This is a genomic window from Shigella flexneri 2a str. 301 (assembly GCF_000006925.2).
Classification (GTDB): domain Bacteria; phylum Pseudomonadota; class Gammaproteobacteria; order Enterobacterales; family Enterobacteriaceae; genus ECMA0423.
The window spans coordinates 1,887,194-1,911,276 of record NC_004337.2 but is presented as its reverse complement, the minus strand read 5'-3'; the positions used below and the strand labels follow the sequence as shown (position 1 = coordinate 1,911,276).

Annotated in this window: 22 protein-coding genes, 2 pseudogenes, 2 other annotated features and 1 other gene; of the genes and pseudogenes, 16 read left to right on the top strand and 9 right to left on the bottom strand. The window is 50.5% G+C overall.

The window, feature by feature from the left end:
* Positions 1–30: 30 nt before the first annotated feature.
* The gene (gene ruvC / locus SF1873; protein ID NP_707723.2) at positions 31–552 is read left to right on the top strand and encodes a Holliday junction resolvase; all 522 of its coding nucleotides are present in this window, start codon (positions 31–33) and stop codon (positions 550–552) included.
* A gap of 1 nt (position 553) precedes the next feature.
* Here ruvC and SF1872 read toward each other — a convergent pair whose 3' ends face one another.
* Positions 554–1,225, bottom strand: a complete 672-nt coding sequence (locus tag SF1872; RefSeq protein NP_707722.3) for a hypothetical protein — start codon at positions 1,223–1,225, stop codon at positions 554–556.
* Positions 1,226–1,428: 203 nt separating this feature from the next.
* On the opposite strand from SF1872, the gene ruvA reads away from it, so the two are divergent.
* Positions 1,429–2,040, top strand: a complete 612-nt coding sequence (gene ruvA, locus SF1871; protein ID NP_707721.1) for a Holliday junction DNA helicase RuvA — start codon at positions 1,429–1,431, stop codon at positions 2,038–2,040.
* 8 nt (positions 2,041–2,048) lie between these two features.
* Positions 2,049–3,059, top strand: a complete 1,011-nt coding sequence (gene ruvB / locus SF1870) for a Holliday junction DNA helicase RuvB (protein NP_707720.1) — start codon at positions 2,049–2,051, stop codon at positions 3,057–3,059.
* 146 nt (positions 3,060–3,205) lie between these two features.
* Here ruvB and SF1869 read toward each other — a convergent pair.
* Positions 3,206–3,990: gene (locus SF1869) on the bottom strand.
* The gene (znuC, locus tag SF1867; protein NP_707718.1) at positions 3,987–4,742 is read right to left on the bottom strand and encodes a high-affinity zinc ABC transporter ATPase; all 756 of its coding nucleotides are present in this window, start codon (positions 4,740–4,742) and stop codon (positions 3,987–3,989) included. Before znuC ends, SF1869 begins: the two co-directional genes overlap by 4 nt.
* Here znuC and yebL point away from each other — a divergent pair.
* The 3 genes from yebL to msbB all read left to right on the top strand — a co-directional run bounded on the left by yebL (position 4,695) and on the right by msbB (position 8,182).
* Positions 4,695–5,753, top strand: coding sequence for an adhesin (gene yebL / locus SF1868; protein ID NP_707717.3), 1,059 nt, complete (start codon positions 4,695–4,697; stop codon positions 5,751–5,753). The genes znuC and yebL overlap by 48 nt on opposite strands.
* 15 nt (positions 5,754–5,768) lie before the next feature.
* Positions 5,769–7,091: a peptidase gene (gene yebA, locus SF1866; RefSeq protein NP_707716.1), complete on the top strand. Its 1,323-nt coding sequence runs from the start codon at positions 5,769–5,771 to the stop codon at positions 7,089–7,091.
* Positions 7,092–7,210: 119 nt separating this feature from the next.
* Complete coding sequence (gene msbB / locus SF1865; RefSeq protein ID NP_707715.1) at positions 7,211–8,182, top strand: lipid A biosynthesis (KDO)2-(lauroyl)-lipid IVA acyltransferase; 972 nt, start codon at positions 7,211–7,213, stop codon at positions 8,180–8,182.
* A gap of 130 nt (positions 8,183–8,312) precedes the next feature.
* On the opposite strand, the gene pykA is transcribed toward msbB, so the two are convergent.
* Together pykA and yebK are read right to left on the bottom strand one after the other, a co-directional pair.
* The gene (pykA, locus tag SF1864; protein NP_707714.2) at positions 8,313–9,755 is read right to left on the bottom strand and encodes a pyruvate kinase; all 1,443 of its coding nucleotides are present in this window, start codon (positions 9,753–9,755) and stop codon (positions 8,313–8,315) included.
* Between the two features lie 127 nt (positions 9,756–9,882).
* Positions 9,883–10,752, bottom strand: a complete 870-nt coding sequence (gene yebK, locus SF1863; RefSeq protein ID NP_707713.1) for a DNA-binding transcriptional regulator HexR — start codon at positions 10,750–10,752, stop codon at positions 9,883–9,885.
* Between the two features lie 22 nt (positions 10,753–10,774).
* Here yebK and SF1862a point away from each other — a divergent pair, with 22 nt between their 5' ends.
* From SF1862a to eda, 4 genes are all read left to right on the top strand, one after another.
* A complete protein-coding gene (locus SF1862a) occupies positions 10,775–10,924 on the top strand; it encodes a hypothetical protein (protein YP_008439257.1) in 150 nt (49 codons plus the stop codon).
* Positions 10,925–11,089: 165 nt separating this feature from the next.
* Positions 11,090–12,565, top strand: a complete 1,476-nt coding sequence (gene zwf / locus SF1862) for a glucose-6-phosphate dehydrogenase (RefSeq protein ID YP_004797676.1) — start codon at positions 11,090–11,092, stop codon at positions 12,563–12,565.
* Positions 12,566–12,799: 234 nt separating this feature from the next.
* Positions 12,800–14,611 carry a phosphogluconate dehydratase gene (gene edd, locus SF1861; protein NP_707712.1) on the top strand — a complete coding sequence of 604 codons (1,812 nt, stop codon included), beginning with the start codon at positions 12,800–12,802 and terminating at the stop codon, positions 14,609–14,611.
* 36 nt (positions 14,612–14,647) lie between these two features.
* On the top strand, positions 14,648–15,289 hold the full coding sequence (eda, locus tag SF1860) for a keto-hydroxyglutarate-aldolase/keto-deoxy-phosphogluconate aldolase (protein NP_707711.1): 642 nt from the start codon (positions 14,648–14,650) through the stop codon (positions 15,287–15,289).
* A 55-nt stretch (positions 15,290–15,344) separates the two neighbouring features.
* Here the strand turns inward: eda and purT are convergent, their stop codons facing one another.
* Positions 15,345–16,523 (bottom strand): phosphoribosylglycinamide formyltransferase 2, encoded by a 1,179-nt coding sequence (gene purT / locus SF1859; RefSeq protein ID NP_707710.1) that lies wholly within the window; start codon positions 16,521–16,523, stop codon positions 15,345–15,347.
* A 490-nt stretch (positions 16,524–17,013) separates the two neighbouring features.
* Between purT and yebF the strand changes: the two genes are divergently transcribed.
* The 3 genes from yebF (at position 17,014) to ptrB (ending at position 20,626) form a co-directional block, all read left to right on the top strand.
* Positions 17,014–17,370 carry a hypothetical protein gene (gene yebF, locus SF1858; protein ID NP_707709.2) on the top strand — a complete coding sequence of 119 codons (357 nt, stop codon included), beginning with the start codon at positions 17,014–17,016 and terminating at the stop codon, positions 17,368–17,370.
* A gap of 326 nt (positions 17,371–17,696) precedes the next feature.
* On the top strand, positions 17,697–18,356 hold the full coding sequence (gene yebE, locus SF1857; RefSeq protein ID NP_707708.1) for a hypothetical protein: 660 nt from the start codon (positions 17,697–17,699) through the stop codon (positions 18,354–18,356).
* A 209-nt stretch (positions 18,357–18,565) separates the two neighbouring features.
* Positions 18,566–20,626, top strand: coding sequence for a protease 2 (gene ptrB / locus SF1856; RefSeq protein NP_707707.1), 2,061 nt, complete (start codon positions 18,566–18,568; stop codon positions 20,624–20,626).
* Here ptrB and SF1855 read toward each other — a convergent pair.
* From SF1855 to holE, 3 genes and pseudogenes are all read right to left on the bottom strand, one after another.
* Positions 20,623–21,285 carry an exodeoxyribonuclease X gene (locus tag SF1855; protein NP_707706.2) on the bottom strand — a complete coding sequence of 221 codons (663 nt, stop codon included), beginning with the start codon at positions 21,283–21,285 and terminating at the stop codon, positions 20,623–20,625. The two genes, ptrB and SF1855, sit on opposite strands and share 4 nt — an antisense overlap.
* 23 nt (positions 21,286–21,308) lie before the next feature.
* Positions 21,309–21,965: a sequence feature (Similar to Escherichia coli K12 conserved hypothetical protein gi: 1788148 (219 aa). BLAST with identity of 99% in 219 aa. This CDS ontains frameshift. The sequence has been checked and is believed to be correct.), on the bottom strand.
* A pseudogene (locus tag SF1854) lies at positions 21,309–21,965 on the bottom strand. Its footprint overlaps the feature before it by 657 nt.
* 101 nt (positions 21,966–22,066) lie before the next feature.
* A complete protein-coding gene (holE, locus tag SF1853; RefSeq protein NP_707705.2) occupies positions 22,067–22,297 on the bottom strand; it encodes a DNA polymerase III subunit theta in 231 nt (76 codons plus the stop codon).
* Between the two features lie 138 nt (positions 22,298–22,435).
* Here holE and SF1852 point away from each other — a divergent pair, with 138 nt between their 5' ends.
* The 3 genes and pseudogenes from SF1852 (at position 22,436) to SF1850 (ending at position 24,040) form a co-directional block, all read left to right on the top strand.
* Positions 22,436–22,810, top strand: coding sequence for a hypothetical protein (locus tag SF1852; protein NP_707704.1), 375 nt, complete (start codon positions 22,436–22,438; stop codon positions 22,808–22,810).
* A gap of 3 nt (positions 22,811–22,813) precedes the next feature.
* Positions 22,814–23,686, top strand: a sequence feature (Similar to Escherichia coli K12 resistance protein gi: 1788145 (291 aa). BLAST with identity of 98% in 290 aa. This CDS contains an in-frame stop codon. The sequence has been checked and is believed to be correct.).
* Positions 22,814–23,686: pseudogene (locus tag SF1851) on the top strand. (Overlaps the previous feature by 873 nt.)
* Positions 23,687–23,698: 12 nt before the next feature.
* Positions 23,699–24,040 (top strand): hypothetical protein, encoded by a 342-nt coding sequence (locus tag SF1850; protein NP_707703.1) that lies wholly within the window; start codon positions 23,699–23,701, stop codon positions 24,038–24,040.
* Positions 24,041–24,083: the final 43 nt, after the last annotated feature.

Below are 24,083 nucleotides of genomic sequence, written 5' to 3'. Positions count from 1 at the left end.
GCCTGCTAAACAGCAAAACGGAGACGCGTGATGGCTATTATTCTCGGCATTGACCCGGGTTCGCGCGTGACCGGCTACGGCGTCATCCGCCAGGTAGGTAGGCAACTGTCCTACCTGGGTAGCGGATGCATACGCACCAAAGTGGATGATTTACCGTCTCGTCTGAAGCTCATCTATGCGGGCGTGACGGAAATCATCACCCAGTTCCAGCCTGATTATTTCGCCATTGAACAAGTCTTTATGGCGAAGAACGCTGACTCAGCCCTGAAACTGGGCCAGGCGCGCGGCGTGGCGATTGTTGCGGCGGTGAATCAGGAATTGCCGGTATTTGAATACGCGGCACGTCAGGTAAAGCAAACGGTGGTAGGTATGGGTAGTGCCGAAAAAAGCCAGGTGCAGCATATGGTCCGCACCTTGCTGAAACTGCCCGCTAATCCACAGGCGGATGCCGCCGATGCGCTGGCGATTGCCATCACCCACTGCCACGTTAGTCAGAATGCGATGCAGATGAGCGAATCGCGGCTGAACCTGACGAGAGGGCGACTGCGTTAAGTTATACCGCCTCGGTCAGTTCCGGCTGAGGCGTTTCAACTCCCTCCGCGTGAATCAACACCAAACCCGGATGATGCCACAAACTGGCTGGCGTGACGGTTTTACGCTCCCACGGAATAGAACCTAAGAACCAGAATTTCCAGAAAGTGAGTTTTGCATTCGGATTGCTATTTAACAGTTGTCCAAACGTCTCTATTTCACCCACCGGAATACATAGCGCCTCTTTATAAATATCAAAGACAAATTTTGAACAGAACTGGCGCGAAGATTCGTATTTAAAACCCGTGTGGTAAAGTTTGCGTAGCCGGGAGGGAACCTGTTCAACAATTCGTTGTTTTTGTTGTTCTGTCAGCCCAGCGTCTAATCGCTTTATAGCATAGCGTTGATTAGACGAACGTTTAATAAAACGAGATAGCGTGGTGATGGTTGAAAGGGGAACCCGGCTTTCTGCAACCAGGAAGTCTTCACCGTTATGACCGATAATGATCCCGACGTGATTACTCCAGCAATTTGATGCAGCTGATATTTGACCAAATAAGGCAGCACCTATACATGTAAAGACGATATCTCCAATTTCATATTCAGCAGGGTAATTAATATTCACGTTGTCATTCCATTGAAATAGATACAAATATACGTAATAGCATAAAAAATTATTTTTCAGGAGTCGCAATGTATATTTTTATTACGCATTTCTTCACTGAATATGTAATATTCAAATATTTGCTTCCAATATAACCTGTTGAATAAATTATACTGTGCCATTTTTCAGATCATCGGGACACCTCGCAAGTTTTCTTCATCCTTCGCTGGATATCTATCCAGCATTTTTTTATCATACAGCATTATCTTTGATTCATTACGCAGGAGCGTCATGTGATAGGCAGACTCAGAGGCATCATCATTGAAAAACAACCCCCGCTGGTGTTAATTGAAGTGGGCGGCGTAGGCTATGAAGTGCATATGCCGATGACCTGTTTTTATGAACTCCCTGAAGCGGGTCAGGAAGCGATCGTTTTCACCCACTTTGTGGTGCGTGAAGACGCGCAACTGCTGTACGGTTTTAACAATAAACAAGAACGCACGTTGTTCAAAGAGTTGATCAAAACCAACGGCGTCGGCCCGAAGTTGGCCCTGGCGATCCTCTCCGGAATGTCAGCGCAGCAGTTCGTTAATGCCGTTGAGCGTGAAGAAGTGGGGCCACTGGTGAAACTGCCGGGTATTGGCAAAAAAACCGCCGAACGCTTGATTGTTGAAATGAAAGACCGATTTAAAGGTTTGCATGGCGATCTCTTTACGCCAGCCGCCGACCTGGTACTCACGTCTCCTGCTAGCCCGGCGACCGACGATGCTGAACAAGAAGCAGTTGCCGCGCTGGTGGCGCTAGGCTATAAACCACAAGAAGCAAGCCGCATGGTGAGCAAAATCGCTCGCCCTGACACCAGCAGTGAAACATTAATTCGCGAAGCCCTACGCGCCGCGTTATGAGGTAAAGGATGATTGAAGCAGACCGTCTGATTTCTGCCGGTACCACTTTGCCGGAAGATGTAGCAGATCGCGCCATTCGCCCTAAATTACTGGAAGAGTATGTTGGTCAGCCGCAGGTTCGTTCACAGATGGAGATTTTCATCAAAGCAGCGAAACTGCGCGGCGATGCCCTCGATCATTTGTTGATTTTTGGTCCTCCGGGGTTGGGTAAAACTACGCTTGCCAACATTGTCGCCAATGAAATGGGCGTTAATTTACGCACGACTTCTGGTCCGGTGCTGGAAAAGGCGGGCGATTTGGCTGCGATGCTCACTAACCTTGAACCGCATGACGTGCTGTTTATTGATGAGATCCACCGTTTATCGCCAGTTGTTGAAGAAGTGCTGTACCCGGCAATGGAAGACTACCAACTGGATATCATGATTGGTGAAGGTCCGGCGGCACGCTCCATTAAAATTGATTTGCCGCCGTTTACCCTGATTGGCGCAACCACGCGCGCAGGTTCGCTGACATCACCGTTGCGCGACCGTTTTGGTATTGTGCAACGTCTGGAGTTTTATCAGGTGCCGGATCTGCAATATATCGTCAGTCGCAGTGCACGCTTTATGGGGCTTGAGATGAGTGATGACGGTGCGCAGGAAGTAGCTCGTCGCGCTCGCGGTACGCCACGTATTGCCAACCGTCTGCTGCGTCGAGTGCGTGATTTCGCCGAAGTGAAGCACGATGGCACCATCTCGGCAGATATCGCTGCTCAGGCGCTGGATATGTTGAATGTCGATGCTGAAGGTTTCGATTATATGGACCGCAAATTGTTGCTGGCGGTAATCGATAAGTTCTTTGGTGGGCCGGTAGGTCTGGATAACCTGGCGGCAGCCATTGGCGAAGAACGTGAAACCATTGAAGATGTACTGGAACCTTATTTGATTCAGCAAGGCTTTTTGCAGCGTACACCGCGCGGGCGTATGGCGACGACGCGGGCGTGGAATCACTTTGGCATAACGCCGCCAGAAATGCCGTAAGTCGGATTGGTCGCTCGCGCCGCATCCGACACTGGCAGTGTGTCTGATGCGACACTGTTCGCGTCTTATCAGGCCAGCCAGAGATAGCGAACCGTAGGTCGGATAAGGCGCTCGCGCCGCATCCGACAAATGTGTTCAGCGATAGATTAGCTGGCCTGCTTTTTCATCATACTGATAATAAATAACAGTGCCGCACATAGCACCACCGACGGACCCGCCGGCGTATCGTAAAACGCGGAAAAGGTTAAACCGCCAGTTACTGCCACCATCCCCACCAAAACAGCGACACCAGCCATCTGTTCCGGCGTACGGGCAAAGCGACGCGCAGTAGCTGCAGGAATAATCAGCAACGAAGTAATAATCAACGCACCGACAAATTTCATCGCTACACCAATCGTCAATGCCGTCACCAGCATCAACAACAATTTCACTTGCTGTAATTTCACACCATCAACAAACGCCAGATCCGGGCTAATCGTCATCGACAGCAAATTGCGCCATTGCCAGAACAAAATAGCCACCACGATGACCACGCCAATCGCAATAGAGATGAGATCTTCTGGCGTCACTGCCAGTAAATCACCGAACAGGTAAGCCATCAAATCAACACGAATGTTAGACATCAGACTAACGACCACTAGGCCCAGCGACAGGGCACTGTGCGCCATAATCCCTAATAACGTGTCGATCGCCAGCTGTGGACGCTTCTCCAGCCATACCAGACCGCCCGCCAGCAGCAGCGTAACGGCAATCACCGCATAGAATGGATTCACGTCCAGCAACAAACCAAACGCGACACCAAGTAATGAGGCATGAGCCAGCGTATCACCGAAATAAGACATACGACGCCAGACTACAAACGAACCCAGCGGACCCGCGGCACAGGCGAGCATGATCCCGGGTACCAACCGGGAAATAATAATTCAATCATGAGCGATCATTTCCCCGACGCAAAACAATTCGTCCCTGTAAATCGTGACGATGATTATGATGATGGCGATAGATACCCAGTTGTTCAGCACCACGAGGACCAAACATTGAAATAAACTCCGGATGCAGGGAAACAACTTCCGGTGTGCCGGAACAACAAATGTGGTGATTCAGGCACAGCACTTCATCGGTTTTTGCCATCACCAGATGCAGATCGTGAGAAACCATTAAAACGCCACAATCCAGTTCACGACGCAACTGGTCAATAAGGTCATATAACGCCACTTGGCCATTTACATCCACGCCTTGAGTGGGTTCATCCAGCACTAATAATTGCGGGCAATTTAACAATGCTCGCGCTAATAGTACACGCTGCGTTTCGCCACCAGAGAGCTTTTGCATCGGTGCGTTAATCAGGTGCCCGGCCTGGACACGTTTCAGTGCAGGCAAAATATCTTCTTTATGTGTACCAGGGCGTAAGCGTAAAAAACGGTTTACGGTCAGTGGCAACGTGGTGTCGAGATACAGCTTCTGCGGTACATAGCCGATGCGCAGTTTTCCGTTGCGCTTGATAACCCCTTCATCGGGTGTTACCAGCCCGAGCACTACCCGTACCAGTGTCGACTTACCTGCGCCATTTGGCCCAAGTAAAGTCAAAATTTTTCCAGGTTTAAGTTCCAGCGACACATCAGAGAGGACGCGGCGTTGGCCAAAAGAAACCGAGACATTTTCCAGGGAAACCAGACTTGTCATGTTAATTTTAGTCTTGCAGTAGTCATGAAATGTTATAATATCACACTTCTCATATTCATTACGATGATTGGTCGCATTATGTTACATAAAAAAACGCTTCTTTTCGCAGCATTATCCACCGCTCTCTGGGGAGGTGCAACACAGGCCGCAGATGCCGCCGTTGTCGCTTCGCTTAAACCCGTTGGGTTCATCGCTTCTGCCATTGCTGATGGTGTAACAGAAACGGAGGTTTTACTGCCTGACGGCGCTTCAGAACATGATTATTCACTGCGTCCATCGGATGTAAAACGCTTACAGAACGCGGACTTAGTCGTTTGGGTTGGCCCGGAGATGGAAGCGTTTATGCAAAAACCGGTAAGCAAATTACCAGAAGCGAAGCAGGTAACGATTGCGCAGCTTGAAGATGTGAAACCGCTACTGATGAAAAGTATTCACGGCGATGATGATGATCACGACCACGCGGAAAAAAGTGACGAAGATCACCATCACGGCGATTTCAACATGCATCTTTGGCTTTCCCCAGAGATAGCGCGGGCTACAGCGGTTGCAATCCATGGAAAATTAGTGGAACTTATGCCGCAAAGTCGAGCCAAACTTGACGCCAACCTGAAGGATTTTGAGGCACAATTGGCCTCAACCGAAACGCAGGTTGGTAACGAGCTCGCGCCGCTCAAGGGGAAAGGTTATTTCGTTTTTCACGATGCTTACGGCTATTTCGAAAAACAGTTCGGACTGACACCGCTTGGTCATTTTACCGTTAACCCTGAGATTCAACCTGGCGCGCAGCGTTTACATGAAATAAGAACACAGTTGGTTGAGCAAAAAGCAACCTGCGTTTTTGCTGAGCCACAGTTCAGGCCAGCGGTCGTTGAGAGCGTCGCACGAGGGACATCCGTTCGTATGGGAACGTTGGATCCCCTGGGGACGAATATCAAACTGGGTAAAACAAGCTATTCAGAATTCCTGAGTCAATTAGCCAACCAGTATGCGAGCTGCCTGAAAGGAGATTAATGAGGAAGTGATTACGTGCAACAGATAGCCCGCTCTGTCGCCCTGGCGTTTAATAATTTACCGCGACCACACCGCGTTATGTTGGGGTCGCTCACCGTTCTTACTCTGGCCGTCGCTGTCTGGCGGCCCTATGTTTATCACCGTGATGCCACGCCAATTGTCAAAACCATTGAGCTGGAACAGAACGAAATTCGTTCGCTCTTACCTGAAGCCAGTGAGCCGATTGATCAAGCTGCACAAGAAGATGAAGCCATTCCCCAGGACGAACTGGATGACAAAATCGCCGGTGAAGCGGGCGTGCATGAATATGTTGTTTCCACTGGCGATACGCTAAGCAGCATTCTCAATCAGTATGGTATTGATATGGGTGATATCACCCAACTTGCTGCTGCCGACAAAGAATTGCGTAACCTGAAAATCGGTCAACAACTCTCCTGGACATTAACCGCGGACGGCGAACTGCAGCGCCTCACCTGGGAAGTGTCTCGTCGTGAAACCCGAACCTATGACCGTACTGCCGCTAACGGTTTTAAAATGACCAGCGAAATGCAGCAAGGAGAGTGGGTTAACAATCTGCTGAAAGGTACCGTCGGAGGGAGCTTTGTTGCCAGCGCCAGAAACGCCGGTTTAACCAGCGCCGAAGTGAGCGCAGTGATTAAAGCCATGCAGTGGCAAATGGATTTCCGCAAACTGAAAAAAGGCGATGAATTTGCGGTATTAATGTCTCGAGAAATGCTTGATGGTAAACGTGAGCAAAGCCAGCTGCTGGGCGTACGTTTGCGTTCAGAAGGTAAAGATTATTACGCAATCCGCGCTGAGGATGGCAAATTCTACGATCGTAACGGTACTGGTCTGGCGAAAGGATTCTTGCGATTCCCGACGGCGAAACAGTTCCGTATCTCGTCTAACTTTAACCCGCGTCGAACTAATCCGGTGACAGGTCGCGTTGCACCACACAGAGGTGTTGATTTCGCCATGCCACAAGGTACGCCAGTGCTTTCAGTGGGTGACGGTGAAGTGGTGGTTGCCAAACGCAGTGGCGCAGCAGGTTATTATGTGGCTATTCGTCATGGTCGCAGCTACACCACGCGTTATATGCACTTGCGCAAGATTCTGGTGAAACCGGGACAGAAGGTGAAACGTGGCGACCGTATCGCGCTTTCCGGTAATACCGGACGTTCAACTGGGCCGCATCTGCACTATGAAGTATGGATAAACCAGCAGGCCGTAAACCCGCTGACGGCAAAACTGCCGCGTACCGAAGGGCTGACCGGCTCCGATCGTCGCGAATTCCTGGCGCAGGCCAAAGAGATTGTGCCGCAGCTACGGTTTGATTAATTAACATCCATTCGCAGCCGGTACGCAGTCAGTACCGGCTTTTTTTATTTGGTGCGGGGCAAGTTGTGCCGCTACACTATCACCAGATTGATTTTTGCCTTATCCGAAACTGGAAAAGCATGGAAACGAAAAAAAATAATAGCGAATACATTCCTGAGTTTGATAAATCCTTTCGCCACCCGCGCTACTGGGGAGCATGGCTGGGTGTAGCAGCGATGGCGGGTATCGCTTTAACGCCGCCAAAGTTCCGTGATCCCATTCTGGCACGGCTGGGACGTTTTGCCGGACGACTGGGAAAAAGCTCACGCCGTCGTGCGTTAATCAATCTGTCGCTCTGCTTTCCAGAACGTAGTGAAGCTGAACGCGAAGCGATTGTTGATGAGATGTTTGCCACCGCGCCGCAAGCGATGGCAATGATGGCTGAGTTGGCAATACGCGGGCCGGAGAAAATTCAGCCGCGCGTTGGCTGGCAAGGGCTGGAGATCATCGAAGAGATGCGGCGTAATAACGAGAAAGTTATCTTTCTGGTGCCGCACGGTTGGGCCGTCGATATTCCTGCCATGCTGATGGCCTCGCAAGGGCAGAAAATGGCAGCGATGTTCCATAATCAGGGCAACCCGGTTTTTGATTATGTCTGGAACACGGTGCGTCGTCGCTTTGGCGGTCGTCTGCATGCGAGAAATGACGGTATTAAACCATTCATCCAGTCGGTACGTCAGGGGTACTGGGGATATTATTTACCCGATCAGGATCATGGCCCAGAGCACAGCGAATTTGTGGATTTCTTTGCCACCTATAAAGCGACGTTGCCCGCGATTGGTCGTTTGATGAAAGTATGCCGTGCGCGCGTTGTACCGCTGTTTCCGATTTATGATGGCAAGACGCATCGTCTGACGATTCAGGTGCGCCCACCGATGGATGATCTGTTAGAGGCGGATGATCATACGATTGAGCGGCGGATGAATGAAGAAGTCGAGATTTTTGTTGGTCCGCGACCAGAACAATACACCTGGATACTAAAATTGCTGAAAACTCGCAAACCGGGCGAAATCCAGCCGTATAAGCGCAAAGATCTTTATCCCATCAAATAAAAAAGCCTCTCGCGAGGAGAGGCCTTCGCCTGATGATAAGTTCAAGTTTGCTTCAGAATATTCGAAATCTGTTGAACTATCATTGAACTATAGGCCGGATGTGGCGTTTTCGCCGCATCCGGCAACGTACTTACTCTACCGTTAAAATACGCGTGGTATTAGTAGAACCCACGGTACTCATCACGTCGCCTTGGGTGACAATCACCAGGTCACCAGACATCAAGTAACCTTTATCGCGCAGCAGATTAACCGCTTCGCTGGCAGCTGCTACGCCGTCATTAGCGCTATCAAAGGGCACCGGCGTAACGCCACGATAGAGAGCAGTCAGGTTCAGCGTACGTTCATGGCGCGACATGGCGAAAATTGGTAGACCAGAGCTGATACGGGAGGTCATCAGCGCGGTACGACCCGATTCGGTCATGGTAATGATCGCCGTAACGCCCTTCAGGTGGTTAGCTGCGTACATTGCCGACATGGCAATAGCTTCTTCCACATTGTCGAACTGAACGTCCAGACGGTGTTTAGAAACGTTGATGCTCGGGATTTTTTCCGCACCCAGGCAAACGCGCGCCATGGCTGCAACAGTTTCTGACGGATACTGCCCAGCGGCAGTTTCTGCAGACAGCATCACAGCGTCAGTACCATCCAGAACGGCGTTTGCTACGTCCATGACTTCTGCACGCGTCGGCATCGGGTTAGTAATCATTGACTCCATCATCTGGGTCGCCGTGATTACCGCTCGGTTTAGCTGACGCGCACGACGGATCAACGCTTTCTGAATGCCGACCAGTTCCGGGTCGCCAATTTCCACACCGAGGTCGCCACGTGCAACCATTACCACGTCAGAGGCGAGGATGATGTCATCCATTGCATCCTGGCTGCAAACGGCTTCCGCACGTTCAACCTTGGCAACAATTTTCGCATCACATCCTGCATCGCGTGCCAGGCGACGGGCATAGTTCAGATCTTCGCCACAGCGTGGGAAGGAGACAGCCAGGTAATCTACGCCAATCAACGCCGCAGTCTTAATGTCTGCTTTGTCTTTTTCGGTCAGCGCTTCAGCCGACAAACCGCCGCCAAGTTTGTTGATACCTTTATTGTTGGAGAGGGGACCACCGACGGTGACTTCGGTGAACACTTTCATGCCCTGAACTTCCAGTACTTTTAACTGGACGCGACCATCGTCCAGCAGCAGGATGTCACCAGGCACGACGTCAGTAGGCAGGCCTTTGTAGTCGATACCGACTTTTTCTTTGTCGCCTTCACCTTTACCCAGGTTGGCGTCGAGCAGGAATTTATCCCCAATATTGAGGAAAACTTTGCCTTCTTTAAAGGTGGATACACGGATTTTGGGCCCCTGGAGGTCACCCAGAATAGCCACATGACGCCCCAGTTTTGCGGCAATCTCACGAACTTTATCCGCGCGCATTTTGTGATCTTCAGGCGAGCCGTGAGAAAAGTTCATACGTACAACGTTGGCACCCGCCGCGATAACTTTTTCAAGATTATTATCGCGATCTGTTGCTGGGCCTAACGTGGTAACGATTTTTGTTCTGCGAAGCCTTTTGGACATGTAATACTCCGTTGACTGAAACAACCAGGTGTTGCTTGAACATGAAATCCGAATGAAATAACGCCGCGATGGCGATAAATTAATCTCATTCGGATGTCGTATAAGATTAGGACAGTGACAGTCGCTTTTAGCGATCGTCACTTAAATTAAGTAACTGCTTATCAAAACGCGATTCCTTCAGCGCTTCCTTGACCCGCTTCAAGTTATCTCTGAATTTTGCACCGCGTCGCAAAGTAAATCCTGTCGCCAGCACATCTATCACGGTCAGCTGTGCAAGTCGAGAAACCATGGGCATATAAATGTCAGTATCTTCCGGTACGTCGAGGGTAATTGCCAGCGTTGCTTCCCGGGCGAGCGGGGTACCCGCAGAGGTGAGGGCAATCACCATGGCGTCGTTTTCGCGTGCCAGCTGCGCCAGCTCGACCAGATTTTTTGTTCTTCCTGTGTGAGAAATCAGCACCACCACGTCTCCGTCGCTACAATTCATACAACTCATGCGTTGCAGCACGATATCATCGGAGTACACCACCGGAACATTAAAACGAAAGAACTTATTCATCGCATCGTGGGCAACGGCGGCAGAAGAGCCTAATCCGAAAAAGGCGATTTTTTTTGCCTGAGTGAGCAAGTCGACGGCGCGGTTGATGGCAGATTTATCCAGTGAATGACGGACATGATCGAGCGTTGCCATTGCGGACTCAAATATTTTCCCCGTGTATGATTCAACGCTGTCATCTTCATTGACGTTGCGATTAACATAGGGAGTGCCATTCGCCAGACTTTGTGCCAGATGAAGTTTAAAATCAGGAAAACCGCGCGTGTCCATGCTGCGACAGAAACGATTCACCGTCGGTTCGCTAACATTGGCTTCCAGCGCCAGAGCAGCAATACTCGAATGGATCGCGTTATCGGGCGAAGCCAGAATGACCTCGGCAACTTTGCGCTCTGATTTGCTCAAATGTTCCAGCTGAGACTGGATTTTTTCCAGCATATTCATGATGTAAAGAGACTCACGGGTAATGACGATTTCCGCACTGAAAGAAATCGAAATGCAGTTTTGTCAGATATTACGCCTGTGTGCCGTGTTAATGACAAAAGCAGATAAAAAAGTTGTTATTTTTTTTCATAACATGATCAGTGTCAGATTTTTACCGAATGGAAAACGATGATTTTTTTATCAGTTTTGCCGCGCTTTGCGCGCTTTTCCCGTAATCGCACGGGTGGATAAGCGTTTACAGTTTTCGCAAGCTCGTAAAAGCAGTACAGTGCACCGTAAGAAAATTACAAGTATACCCTGGCTTAAGTACCGGGTTAGTTAACTTAAGGAGAATGACATGGCGGTAACGCAAACAGCCCAGGCCTGTGACCTGGTCATTTTCGGCGCGAAAGGCGACCTTGCGCGTCGTAAATTGCTGCCTTCCCTGTATCAACTGGAAAAAGTCGGTCAGCTCAACCCGGACACCCGGATTATCGGCGTAGGGCGTGCTGACTGGGATAAAGCGGCATATACCAAAGTTGTCCGCGAGGCGCTCGAAACTTTCATGAAAGAAACCATTGATGAAGGTTTATGGGACACCCTGAGTGCACGTCTGGATTTTTGTAATCTCGATGTCAATGACACTGCTGCATTCAACCGTCTCGGCGCGATGCTGGATCAAAAAAATCGTATCACTATTAACTACTTTGCCATGCCGCCCAGCACTTTTGGCGCAATTTGCAAAGGGCTTGGCGAGGCAAAACTGAATGCTAAACCGGCACGCGTAGTCATGGAGAAACCGCTGGGGACGTCGCTGGCGACCTCGCAGGAAATCAATGATCAGGTTGGCGAATACTTCGAGGAGTGCCAGGTTTACCGTATCGACCACTATCTTGGTAAAGAAACGGTGCTGAACCTGTTGGCGCTGCGTTTTGCTAACTCCCTGTTTGTGAATAACTGGGACAATCGCACCATTGATCATGTTGAGATTACCGTGGCAGAAGAAGTGGGGATCGAAGGGCGCTGGGGCTATTTTGATAAAGCCGGTCAGATGCGTGACATGATTCAGAACCACCTGCTACAAATTCTCTGCATGATTGCGATGTCTCCGCCATCTGACCTGAGCGCAGACAGCATCCGCGATGAAAAAGTGAAAGTACTGAAGTCCCTGCGCCGCATCGACCGCTCCAACGTACGCGAAAAAACCGTACGCGGGCAATATACTGCGGGCTTCGCCCAGGGCAAAAAAGTGCCGGGATATCTGGAAGAAGAGGGCGCGAACAAAAGCAGCAATACAGAAACCTTCGTGGCGATCCGCGTCGACATTGATAACTGGCGCTGGGCCGGTGTGCCATTCTACCTGCGTACTGGTAAACGTCTGCCGACCAAATGTTCTGAAGTCGTGGTCTATTTCAAAACACCTGAACTGAATCTGTTTAAAGAGTCGTGGCAGGATCTGCCGCAGAATAAACTGACTATCCGTCTGCAACCTGATGAAGGCGTGGATATCCAGGTACTGAATAAAGTTCCTGGCCTTGACCACAAACATAACCTGCAAATCACCAAGCTGGATCTGAGCTATTCAGAAACCTTTAATCAGACGCATCTGGCGGATGCCTATGAACGTTTGCTGCTGGAAACCATGCGTGGTATTCAGGCACTGTTTGTACGTCGCGACGAAGTGGAAGAAGCCTGGAAATGGGTAGACTCCATTACTGAGGCGTGGGCGATGGACAATGATGCGCCGAAACCGTATCAGGCCGGAACCTGGGGACCCGTTGCCTCGGTGGCGATGATTACCCGTGATGGTCGTTCCTGGAATGAGTTTGAGTAATATCAGCGCTTATCCTTTATGGTTATTTTACCGGTAACATGATCTTGCACAGATTGTAGAACAATTTTTACACTTTCAGGCCTCGTGCGGATTCACCCACGAGGCTTTTTTTATTACACTGACTGAAACGTTTTTGCCCTATGAGCTCCGGTTACAGGCGTTTCACTCATAAATCCTCTGAATGAAACGCGTTGTGAATCATCCTGCTCTGACAACTCAATTTCAGGAGACTTTATGAATCCACAATTGTTACGCGTAACAAATCGAATCATTGAACGTTCGCGCGAGACTCGCTCTGCTTATCTCGCCCGGATAGAACAAGCGAAAACGTCGACCGTTCATCGTTCGCAGTTGGCATGCGGTAACCTGGCACACGGTTTCGCTGCCTGCCAGCCAGAAAACAAAGCCTCTTTGAAAAGCATGTTGCGTAACAATATCGCCATCATCACCTCCTATAACGACATGCTCTCCGCGCACCAGCCTTATGAACACTATCCAGAAATCATTCGTAAAGCCCTGCATGAAGCGAATGCGGTTGGTCAGGTTGCGGGCGGTGTTCCGGCGATGTGTGATGGTGTCACCCAGGGGCAGGATGGAATGGAATTGTCGCTGCTAAGCCGCGAAGTGATAGCGATGTCTGCGGCGGTGGGGCTGTCCCATAACATGTTTGATGGTGCTCTGTTCCTCGGTGTGTGCGACAAGATTGTCCCGGGTCTGACGATGGCAGCCCTGTCGTTTGGTCATTTGCCTGCGGTGTTTGTGCCGTCTGGACCGATGGCAAGCGGTTTGCCAAATAAAGAAAAAGTGCGTATTCGCCAGCTTTATGCCGAAGGTAAAGTGGACCGCATGGCCTTACTGGAGTCAGAAGCCGCGTCTTACCATGCGCCGGGAACATGTACTTTCTACGGTACTGCCAACACCAACCAGATGGTGGTGGAATTTATGGGGATGCAGTTGCCAGGCTCTTCTTTTGTTCATCCGGATTCTCCGCTGCGCGATGCTTTGACCGCTGCCGCTGCGCGTCAGGTTACACGCATGACCGGTAATGGTAATGAATGGATGCCGATCGGTAAGATGATCGATGAGAAAGTGGTGGTGAACGGTATCGTTGCACTGCTGGCGACCGGTGGTTCCACTAACCACACCATGCACCTGGTGGCGATGGCGCGCGCGGCCGGTATTCAGATTAACTGGGATGACTTCTCTGACCTTTCTGATGTTGTACCGCTGATGGCACGTCTCTACCCGAACGGTCCGGCCGATATTAACCACTTCCAGGCGGCAGGTGGCGTACCGGTTCTGGTGCGTGAACTGCTCAAAGCAGGCCTGCTGCATGAAGATGTCAATACGGTGGCAGGCTTTGGTCTGTCTCGTTATACCCTTGAACCATGGCTGAATAATGGTGAACTGGACTGGCGGGAAGGGGCGGAAAAATCACTCGACAGCAATGTGATCGCTTCCTTCGAACAACCTTTCTCTCATCATGGTGGGACAAAAGTGTTAAGCGGTAACCTGGGCCGTGCGGTTATGAAAACCTCTGCCGTGCCGGTTGAGAACCAGGTGATTGAAGCGCCAGCGGTTGTTTTTGAAAGCCAGCATGACGTTATGCCGGCCTTTGAAGCGGGTTTGCTGGACCGCGATTGTGTCGTTGTTGTCCGTCATCAGGGGCCAAAAGCGAACGGAATGCCAGAATTACATAAACTCATGCCGCCACTTGGTGTATTATTGGACCGGTGTTTCAAAATTGCGTTAGTTACCGATGGACGACTCTCCGGCGCTTCAGGTAAAGTGCCGTCAGCTATCCACGTAACACCAGAAGCCTACGATGGCGGGCTGCTGGCAAAAGTGCGCGACGGGGACATCATTCGTGTGAATGGACAGACAGGCGAACTGACACTGCTGGTAGACGAAGCGGAACTGGCTGCTCGCGAACCGCACATTCCTGACCTGAGCGCGTCACGCGTGGGAACAGGACGTGAATTATTCAGCGCCTTGCGTGAAAAACTGTCCGGTGCCGAACAGGGCGCAACCTGTATCACTTTTTAAGACGACAAATTTGTAATCAGGCGAGAGAAAACTCTGATGAAAAACTGGAAAACAAGTGCAGAATCAATCCTGACCACCGGCCCGGTTGTACCGGTTATCGTGGTAAAAAAACTGGAACACGCGGTGCCGATGGCAAAAGCGTTGGTTGCTGGTGGGGTGCGCGTTCTGGAAGTGACTCTGCGTACCGAGTGTGCAGTTGACGCTATCCGTGCTATCGCCAAAGAAGTGCCTGAAGCGATTGTGGGTGCCGGTACGGTGCTGAATCCACAGCAGCTGGCAGAAGTCACTGAAGCGGGTGCACAGTTCGCAATTAGCCCGGGTCTGACCGAGCCGCTGCTGAAAGCTGCTACCGAAGGGACTATTCCTCTGATTCCGGGGATCAGCACTGTTTCCGAACTGATGCTGGGTATGGACTACGGTTTGAAAGAGTTCAAATTCTTCCCGGCTGAAGCTAACGGCGGCGTGAAAGCCCTGCAGGCGATCGCGGGTCCGTTCTCCCAGGTCCGTTTCTGCCCGACGGGTGGTATTTCTCCGGCTAACTACCGTGACTACCTGGCACTGAAAAGCGTGCTGTGCATCGGTGGTTCCTGGCTGGTTCCGGCAGATGCGCTGGAAGCGGGCGATTACGACCGCATTACTAAGCTGGCGCGTGAAGCTGTAGAAGGCGCTAAGCTGTAAAAGTCAAAATGCCCGATCTAGGATCGGGCATTTTTGTAGCGTTTTTTTGCCGGGTTTAACCCTGTACTTTTACCTGTCCGGCGGCGTGCTTCGCGCGTTCAATGGCGTCAACAACACTCTCTGAAGTAGCCAGTACCACCCCCAGACGACGGCTGCCATCAATTTCCGGCTTACCAAATAAACGAATCTGCAAATCTGCGCCTACGGCATTCTGCACATTATCAAACGTGACATTCTGACTGGTCAGTTGTGGCAGAATAACGGCAGAAGCTGCAGGACCATACTGACGGATCCCGCCAACAGGAAGTCCGAGGAAGGCACGTACATGCAGGGCAAACTCTGAGAGATCTTGAGAAATTAACGTCACCATCCCGGTATCATGTGGACGAGGGGAGACCTCACTGAAAATCACCTCATCACCACAGACAAACAGCTCGACACCAAACAGACCATAACCGCCCAGTGCCAGCACCACTTTACGGGCAATCTCCTGCGCACGTTCAAGGGCAAGCGGGCTCATTTGCTGTGGTTGCCAGGATTCACGGTAGTCGCCATCTTCCTGGCGATGACCTACTGGTGCACAGAAATGGACGCCATCCACCGCGCTGACGGTTAGCAGGGTAATTTCGAAGTCAAACTTAACGACGCCTTCAACAATTACGCGGCCCGCTCCGGCGCGACCGCCTTGCTGAGCGTATTCCCATGCCTGAGCAAGTTGCTCTGCAGAGCGAATAAACGTCTGCCCCTTGCCGGAAGAGCTCATCACCGGTTTTACAATGCAGGGATAGCCAATGGCGGCAACCGCCTCGCGGAAAAGGCTTTTGCTATCGGCAAAACGATAAGTGGAAGTGGGCAGCTGCAGCTCTTCTGCCGCCAGGCGACGGATACCCTCGCGATTCATCGTTAATTTCGTTGCGCGAGCGCAGGGGACAACATTCAGTCCTTCCTCTTCAAGTTGGATCAGCATATCGGTGGCAATAGCTTCGATCTCCGGCACGATATAATGTGGTTTTTCCAGTTCAACCACACGGCGTAATGCATCACCATCAAGCATATTAATGACATGGGAGCGATGCGCGACATGCATGGCTGGTGCGTCGGCATAGCGATCGACGGCAATCACCTCTACGCCGAGACGCTGACACTCGATTGCCACTTCTTTACCCAGTTCACCGGAGCCTAATAACATCACGCGAGTTGCTGCCGGACGCAGCGCAGTGCCTAATAACGTCATAACGAATATCCCCTGATTAATTCCGCGCGCAGTATAAACGAAAACGTTTGCGTGTGTCTTTATTGCTGATGTTGATTTCTCAACCGAAAAGAAATATACTGTATAAAATCTCAGTTATTATGAGAGGCTGCAAATGGCGGTTGAAGTTAAATACGTAGTCATTCGTGAGGGCGAAGAGAAAATGTCGTTTACCAGCAAAAAGGAAGCCGATGCTTATGACAAAATGCTTGATACGGCGGATCTGCTTGACACCTAGCTGACAAATTCTCCAGTGCAAATGGAAGACGAGCAACGTGAAGCCCTTTCGCTATGGCTGGCAGAACAAAAAGAGGTGCTGAGCACCATTCTGAAAACCGGCAAATTACCGTCCCCACAGGTCGTCGGTGCTGAATCCGAAGAGGAAGATGCCTCACACGCGGCCTGAAGCAACTTGCGCTCCTGACAATTTGTACCATGCTTTCTCCTGAATCATTGTGCTATGGAGAAAAACATGAAAAAAAGAGGGGCGTTTTTAGGGCGGTTGTTGGTTTCTGCCTGCGCATCAGTTTTCGCTGCCAATAATGAAACCAGCAAGTCGGTCACTTTCCCAAAGTGTGAAGGTCTGGATGCTGCCGGAATTGCCGCGAGCGTAAAACGTGATTATCAACAAAATCGCGTGGCGCGCTGGGCAGATGATCAAAAAATTGTCGGTCAGGCCGATCCCGTGGCCTGGGTCAGTTTGCAGGACATTCAGGGTAAAGATGATAAATGGTCAGTACCGCTAACCGTGCGTGGTAAAAGTGCCGATATTCATTACCAGGTCTGCGTGGACTGCAAAGCGGGAATGGCGGAATATCAGCGGCGTTAATGGCTTCTGATAATTCGATTGACCGTTGGCGGATGCGGCGCGAGTGCCTTGTCCGTCCCAGAACGCACCACAATCGTAGGCCTGAGAAGACGCAACAGCGTCGCATCGGGCAATCAGCATCAAACAATGCCACTCAAAACGACAAACTACTTTCACCTAAAATACCCTTATCACCTGATATACAGTAAATACCTTACCTGGCGCGAATTTCTTTGAATAACGGCCTACCGCCCCGCTTATTTGCGCATCTTTTGTCTCGATATACATTTTCTGACATCCTCATCCGCTATGCTACAGGCACTAAAAATGGTTATTGAGGAGCAAATATGGCTAACTGGTTAAATCAACTGCAATCCCTGCTTGGGCAAAGCAGTTCTTCTACCTCCTCGTCTGCGGATCAGGGATTGGGCAAACTGTTAGTGTCAGGCGCATTAGGCGGACTGGCTGGGCTGCTGGTCGCAAATAAATCAGCACGTAAACTTCTTACGAAATATGGCACCAACGCGTTACTGGTTGGCGGCGGAGCGGTAGCGGGTACGGTGCTGTGGAATAAATACAAAGATAAAATTCGCGCGGCGCATCAGGACGAACCGCAGTTTGGCGCGCAAAGTACGCCGCTGGATGAGCGTACGGAACGTTTGATCCTTGCGCTGGTCTTTGCCGCTAAAAGTGATGGTCATATTGATGCCAATGAACGTGCGGCAATCGACCAGCAATTGCGTGAAGCCGGCGTGGAAGAGCAGGGGCGTGTACTCATTGAGCAGGCAATCGAACAACCGCTGGATCCACAACGCCTGGCTACCGGGGTCCGCAATGAAGAAGAGGCGCTGGAAATCTATTTCCTGAGCTGCGCGGCTATTGATATTGACCATTTTATGGAACGCAGTTACCTGAATGCACTGGGTGACGCGCTGAAAATCCCCCAGGATGTTCGTGAAGGCATTGAACGCGATCTCGAACAGCAAAAACGCACTTTGGCGGAATAATTCCGCTCTCTGGATAGCCTGAAGTTGACTATTTCGGGCTATCCAGAACCGCACAGCCATTTGAACAGGCTGATTTTCTCTGTCTGCATAACATTCGATATCCGCGCCATTACCTGTCATCATCTAAGCAATGACGACCCTGTTTCGCTTGCATCCCCGGTGAGTTTTGCCACCCTTATAAGATGTTTCCAACCAGAAAGAACAATAACATGCTACCAAAAGCCGCCCGCATTCCCCACGCCATGACGCTTCATGGCGATACGCGCATCGATAATTACTACTGGCTGCGGGACGATACGCGTTCTCAGCCAAAAGTCCTGGACTACCTGCAACAAGAAAATAGTTACGGTCATCGGGTGATGGCCTCACAACAAGCCTTGCAGGATCGCATCTTAAAGGAAATCATCGACCGCATTCCGCAAAGAGAAGTTTCTGCGCCCTACATAAAAAATGGCTACCGCTATCGGCATATTTATGAACCAGGCTGTGAATATGCTATCTACCAGCGTCAATCGGCATTCAGCGAAGAGTGGGATGAGTGGGAAACATTGCTCGATGCCAACAAGCGCGCAGCTCATAGTGAGTTTTATTCGATGGGCGGAATGGCGATTACGCCCGATAACACCATTATGGCGCTGGCAGAAGATTTTCTTTCCCGACGCCAGTACGGCATTCGTTTTCGTAATCTGGAAACAGGTAACTGGTACCCGGAACTGCTGGATAACGTTGAACCCAGCTTTGTCTGGGCAAATGACTCCTGGACTTTCTACTATGTTCGCAAGCATCCGGTGACGCTGCTGCCTTATCAGGTCTGGCGTCACGCCATCGGTACGCCAGCATCGCAAGATACACTGATCTACGAAGAAAAAGACGATACCTATTATGTCAGCCTGCATAAAACGACGTCGAAGCACTATGTCGTCATTCATCTGGCCAGCGCCACCACCAGTGAAGTTCGCCTGCTGGACGCGGAAATGGCCGATGCCGAGCCGTTTGTTTTTCTGCCGCGCCGCAAAGATCACGAATACAGCCTTGATCACTACCAGCATCGTTTTTATCTGCGTTCCAATCGCCACGGCAAAAACTTTGGCTTATACCGTACCCGTATGCGTGATGAGCAACAGTGGGAAGAGTTAATTCCGCCACGCGAAAACATCATGCTGGAAGGGTTTACGCTGTTTACCGACTGGCTGGTGGTTGAAGAGCGTCAGCGCGGGTTAACCAGTTTGCGCCAAATTAACCGCAAGACCCGGGAAGTCATTGGCATTGCCTTTGATGATCCGGCCTATGTGACCTGGATTGCCTACAATCCAGAACCTGAAACCGCGCGATTGCGTTATGGTTATTCTTCCATGACCACACCAGACACTTTGTTTGAACTGGATATGGATACCGGTGAGCGTCGTGTATTAAAACAAACAGAAGTGCCTGGTTTTGATGCGGCGAATTACCGCAGTGAACACCTGTGGATAGTCGCCCGTGATGGCGTCGAAGTTCCGGTTTCGCTGGTCTATCATCGCAAACATTTTCGCAAAGGACACAACCCGTTGCTGGTGTATGGCTATGGTTCTTACGGCGCAAGTATTGATGCCGATTTCAGTTTTAGCCGCTTGAGTTTGTTAGATCGTGGCTTTGTCTACGCCATTGTCCATGTTCGCGGCGGTGGTGAGCTGGGGCAACAATGGTACGAAGACGGTAAATTTCTGAAGAAGAAAAATACGTTTAATGATTATCTTGATGCCTGCGATGCATTGTTAAAACTGGGCTATGGCTCTCCTTCGCTCTGTTATGCGATGGGCGGAAGTGCGGGGGGCATGTTGATGGGCGTTGCAATTAATCAACGCCCGGAATTATTCCACGGCGTTATCGCCCAGGTACCGTTTGTTGATGTTGTAACAACGATGCTTGATGAATCAATTCCTCTTACCACTGGTGAGTTTGAAGAGTGGGGAAATCCGCAGGATCCGCAATATTACGAGTACATGAAAAGCTACAGCCCGTATGACAACGTCACCGCACAGGCTTATCCGCATTTACTGGTAACGACCGGTTTACACGATTCTCAGGTGCAATATTGGGAACCGGCAAAATGGGTCGCTAAATTGCGCGAGCTGAAAACCGATGACCATCTTTTATTGCTCTGTACCGACATGGACTCAGGCCATGGCGGTAAATCTGGCCGCTTTAAATCGTACGAAGGCGTAGCGATGGAATATGCTTTTCTGGTCGCGCTGGCGCAGGGAACATTACCCGCTACGCCTGCGGATTAAGTATTTTCCAGATAATGTTTCAGTGTTAAACGCAGCTCCGGGCTCATGCTGTCCAGGTTATTAAATAACCAGCGCAGATAGCCCGGATAGCGTTCGGCAACGTCGGAAACCGCTTTGCCACGGTATTTGCCAAAGGTGAAGGTTGTCATCAACGACGGACGTCCGGTGATATCGGCCATCTGTTCTGCCGTCCAGCCGGAGGTGTTCATAATATCGATAAGCAACGCGGCGGTGATATAACAGTCATACAACGCGCGGTGATGATGCAGGCCCAGCGGTGTCTGTACATTGAGCTTGCGTGTTTTATATAACGCCATATTGCTGTACTTGAGCCCTGGCCACAAACGACGGGCCAGTTTCATAGTGCAAATCCACTCACCGGGCATCTCAGGCAGTACGCGGCGGTCAAAGCTGGCGTTGTGCGCGACATACCATTCACTACCGTAATAGTGTGGGATCACATCTTCAATCCACGGTTTATCGGCGACCATGGCTTCGGTGATGCGATGAATCGCCATCGCTTGTGGACTAATAGGACGATCGGGGCGCACCAGGAGGCTCATGGGGTTGACGATTTTTCCGTCAATGACATCAACAGAGGCAATCTCAACGATCCCTCCCTGCAAACCGCAGGTTTCTGTATCGATAATGCGCAACATGGCATGATCCAGGCCGAAAAAGCCTAGCGTAATGGAATGATATCGCCTTGCCAACCCTGTGATGAACGCTGACCGACTAACAATAATGAACCACGATCGGCGCGAACGATGAGACGACCATATTCATCCCATAGTGCACTGTTACCACGGGCATTTGCCATCAGCACGGCAATCGAGTACTGATGTGAAAAAAATTGTAAGCGACGGGCCGACGCCAGCAGGTCGGGTTCTCCCAGACATTGCCCTGTCGTAAACAGTGAACAGGTCGGGTCCATATCCATACCTTGCGGTTGTTCATCGACCACCGTGATGGTTCTGGAACGACGGCCCAGACATGCACCATGACTCTGATGGTAGTTCCCAGGCGTTTTTCGCCACGGTGCGAACACCGCAATTCCACGAATAAAGCGATCGTTATATTCAACGGGAAGGCCGGCAATGATGGTCATTCGCTAGGTCGTTGCGGCATAACAAAGCGGGTCTAACAGTGAAAGATCGGGTGGGGCAGGAAGGGCACGTCGCGAATAATCACACCCCAGTAAAGAAAGCGATGGAAAAACTAACAGCTGACATTGTTGCCTGGCGGCGGCCCTCACAAACTCCAGATGATGAGCTACCTGTTCGGTGAGTGAGGTTTTACGAGGCTCATATTGCGCTGCTGCAACTTTCCAGAACGACATAATGACTTCCTTTTCAAAATGACTGCAAATTATGGGGGCGGTTTAGAAAATACTCATAATTTAGCAGGCGTTATGTAAGAAAGTGTAACTCTGTATAAGTTTTATTTAAGTTTGGGCTCGTAAGGTAAACGTGACAGATTGACCGAAGCCAAACGGTGGGCAATAAGCCGCTCGCGAAACCAGCTGCGCAAATGTTCTGGCTGTTCACGTTCAACCGCTTCAGCGATCACCGGCATATTGTAGCGTTCTTTAAAAGCCACCCCGGCCGCCGCCAAATCGACATTCACTTTATCCATTTCTGTTTGATCCAGTTTAGCCAGATTCTTCAGCATTCTTAATCTCCTCATCATTCGCGGGCAAAAGTTACTAAGAGTGAGCCTGGATGGCAAGCCGGAATTGATGATCCTCGACTCAGACATTAGACAAGGTTATGCTCTGTAAAAAAGTTATTACAAAAAGGAATAGATAATATGGCTTCAACTGCACGCTCCCTTCGCTACGCGCTGGCAATCCTGACCACTTCGTTGGTGACACCTTCCGTCTGGGCACATGCGCATTTAACGCATCAGTATCCTGCGGCAAACGCGCAAGTGACAGCTGCCCCGCAGGCAATCACTTTAAACTTCTCGGAAGGCGTTGAAACAGGATTCAGTGGTGCAAAAATCACGGGGCCAAAAAACGAAAATATTAAAACATTACCAGCGAAGCGGAATGAGCAGGACCAAAAGCAACTGATTGTTCCACTGGCCGATTCGCTGAAACCCGGAACCTACACCGTTGACTGGCATGTTGTTTCGGTGGACGGGCATAAAACGAAAGGACACTACACCTTTAGCGTGAAATAAATCATGCTGGCGTTTACCTGGATCGCGCTGCGATTTATCCATTTCACCTCGTTGATGCTGGTCTTTGGCTTTGCAATGTATGGTGCCTGGCTGGCCCCCTTAATGATTCGTCGCTTGCTGACGAAGCGTTCTCTGCGTTTACAACAGCACGCTGCCGTCTGGAGTTTGATCAGTGCCACTGCAATGCTCGCCGTTCAGGGCGGGTTGATGGGAACGGGATGGACAGATGTATTTTCGCCAAACATTTGGCAGGCTGTTTTGCAAACGCAGTTTGGTGGCGTCTGGTTATGGCAAATTGTTCTCGCCCTCGTAACGTTGATCGTCGCCCTTATGCAACCGCGGAATATGCCACGTTTGCTGTTTATGCTCACTACCGCGCAATTTATTCTGCTGGCGGGAGTGGGGTATGCGACGCTGAATGAAGGGGTAACAGCGAAAATCCATCAGACTAATCACGCGATTCACCTGATTTGTGCGGCGGCGTGGTTTGGGGGATTACTGCCGGTGCTCTGGTGTATGCAACTCATCAAAGGCCGTTGGCGACACTAGGCTATTCAGGCGCTGATGCGTTTTTCCTGGTGCGGGCATTTTGCGGTGATCGGCGTACTGGCAAGCGGCGTGCTTAATGCATTGTTGATTACCGGATTTCCCCCCACGCTTACGACTTACTGGGGCCAACTCTTATTGCTCAAAGCCATCCTGGTGATGATTATGGTGGTCATTGCGCTGGCTAATCGTTATGTTCTTGTACCGCGCATGAGGCAGGATGAAGATCGTGCGGCACCCTGGTTTGTGTGGATGACTAAACTCGAATGGGCGATAGGTGCGGTAGTGCTGGTGATCATCAGCCTGCTTGCGACTCTCGAACCTTTTTGATGGATTACGAAAATGATGAAAAAAAGTATTCTGGCGTTTCTGTTACTCACCAGTTCTGCAGCGGCGCTGGCGGCTCCACAGGTGATAACCGTGAGTCGTTTTGAAGTGGGTAAAGACAAATGGGCGTTTAATCGCGAAGAGGTAATGCTGACTTGCCGACCGGGTAATGCTTTGTATGTCATCAACCCAAGTACCCTCGTGCAGTATCCTTTAAACGATATCGCACAAAAGGAAGTTGCCAGTGGGAAGACCAATGCCCAACCCATTTCGGTGATTCAGATTGATGATCCTAACAATCCCGGCGAAAAAATGAGTCTGGCACCGTTTATAGAACGAGCTGAAAAACTCTGTTAATTACCTAAAATAGCCTTTTGATTTCCAATAAAAAAACCGCCTC

Bases quoted from the DNA above. Each gene is read 5' to 3' on its own strand.
- ruvC (NP_707723.2), top strand. From the start codon at position 31: ATGGCTATTATTCTCGGCATTGACCCGGGTTCGCGCGTGACCGGCTAC.
- ruvB (NP_707720.1), top strand. From the start codon at position 2,049: ATGATTGAAGCAGACCGTCTGATTTCTGCCGGTACCACTTTGCCGGAA.
- znuC (NP_707718.1), bottom strand. From the start codon at position 4,742: ATGACAAGTCTGGTTTCCCTGGAAAATGTCTCGGTTTCTTTTGGCCAA.
- msbB (NP_707715.1), top strand. From the start codon at position 7,211: ATGGAAACGAAAAAAAATAATAGCGAATACATTCCTGAGTTTGATAAA.
- pykA (NP_707714.2), bottom strand. From the start codon at position 9,755: ATGTCCAAAAGGCTTCGCAGAACAAAAATCGTTACCACGTTAGGCCCA.
- yebK (NP_707713.1), bottom strand. From the start codon at position 10,752: ATGAATATGCTGGAAAAAATCCAGTCTCAGCTGGAACATTTGAGCAAA.
- SF1862a (YP_008439257.1), top strand. From the start codon at position 10,775: ATGACGATTTCCGCACTGAAAGAAATCGAAATGCAGTTTTGTCAGATA.
- zwf (YP_004797676.1), top strand. From the start codon at position 11,090: ATGGCGGTAACGCAAACAGCCCAGGCCTGTGACCTGGTCATTTTCGGC.
- edd (NP_707712.1), top strand. From the start codon at position 12,800: ATGAATCCACAATTGTTACGCGTAACAAATCGAATCATTGAACGTTCG.
- eda (NP_707711.1), top strand. From the start codon at position 14,648: ATGAAAAACTGGAAAACAAGTGCAGAATCAATCCTGACCACCGGCCCG.
- purT (NP_707710.1), bottom strand. From the start codon at position 16,523: ATGACGTTATTAGGCACTGCGCTGCGTCCGGCAGCAACTCGCGTGATG.
- yebF (NP_707709.2), top strand. From the start codon at position 17,014: ATGAAAAAAAGAGGGGCGTTTTTAGGGCGGTTGTTGGTTTCTGCCTGC.
- yebE (NP_707708.1), top strand. From the start codon at position 17,697: ATGGCTAACTGGTTAAATCAACTGCAATCCCTGCTTGGGCAAAGCAGT.
- ptrB (NP_707707.1), top strand. From the start codon at position 18,566: ATGCTACCAAAAGCCGCCCGCATTCCCCACGCCATGACGCTTCATGGC.
- SF1855 (NP_707706.2), bottom strand. From the start codon at position 21,285: ATGTTGCGCATTATCGATACAGAAACCTGCGGTTTGCAGGGAGGGATC.
- holE (NP_707705.2), bottom strand. From the start codon at position 22,297: ATGCTGAAGAATCTGGCTAAACTGGATCAAACAGAAATGGATAAAGTG.
- SF1852 (NP_707704.1), top strand. From the start codon at position 22,436: ATGGCTTCAACTGCACGCTCCCTTCGCTACGCGCTGGCAATCCTGACC.
- SF1850 (NP_707703.1), top strand. From the start codon at position 23,699: ATGATGAAAAAAAGTATTCTGGCGTTTCTGTTACTCACCAGTTCTGCA.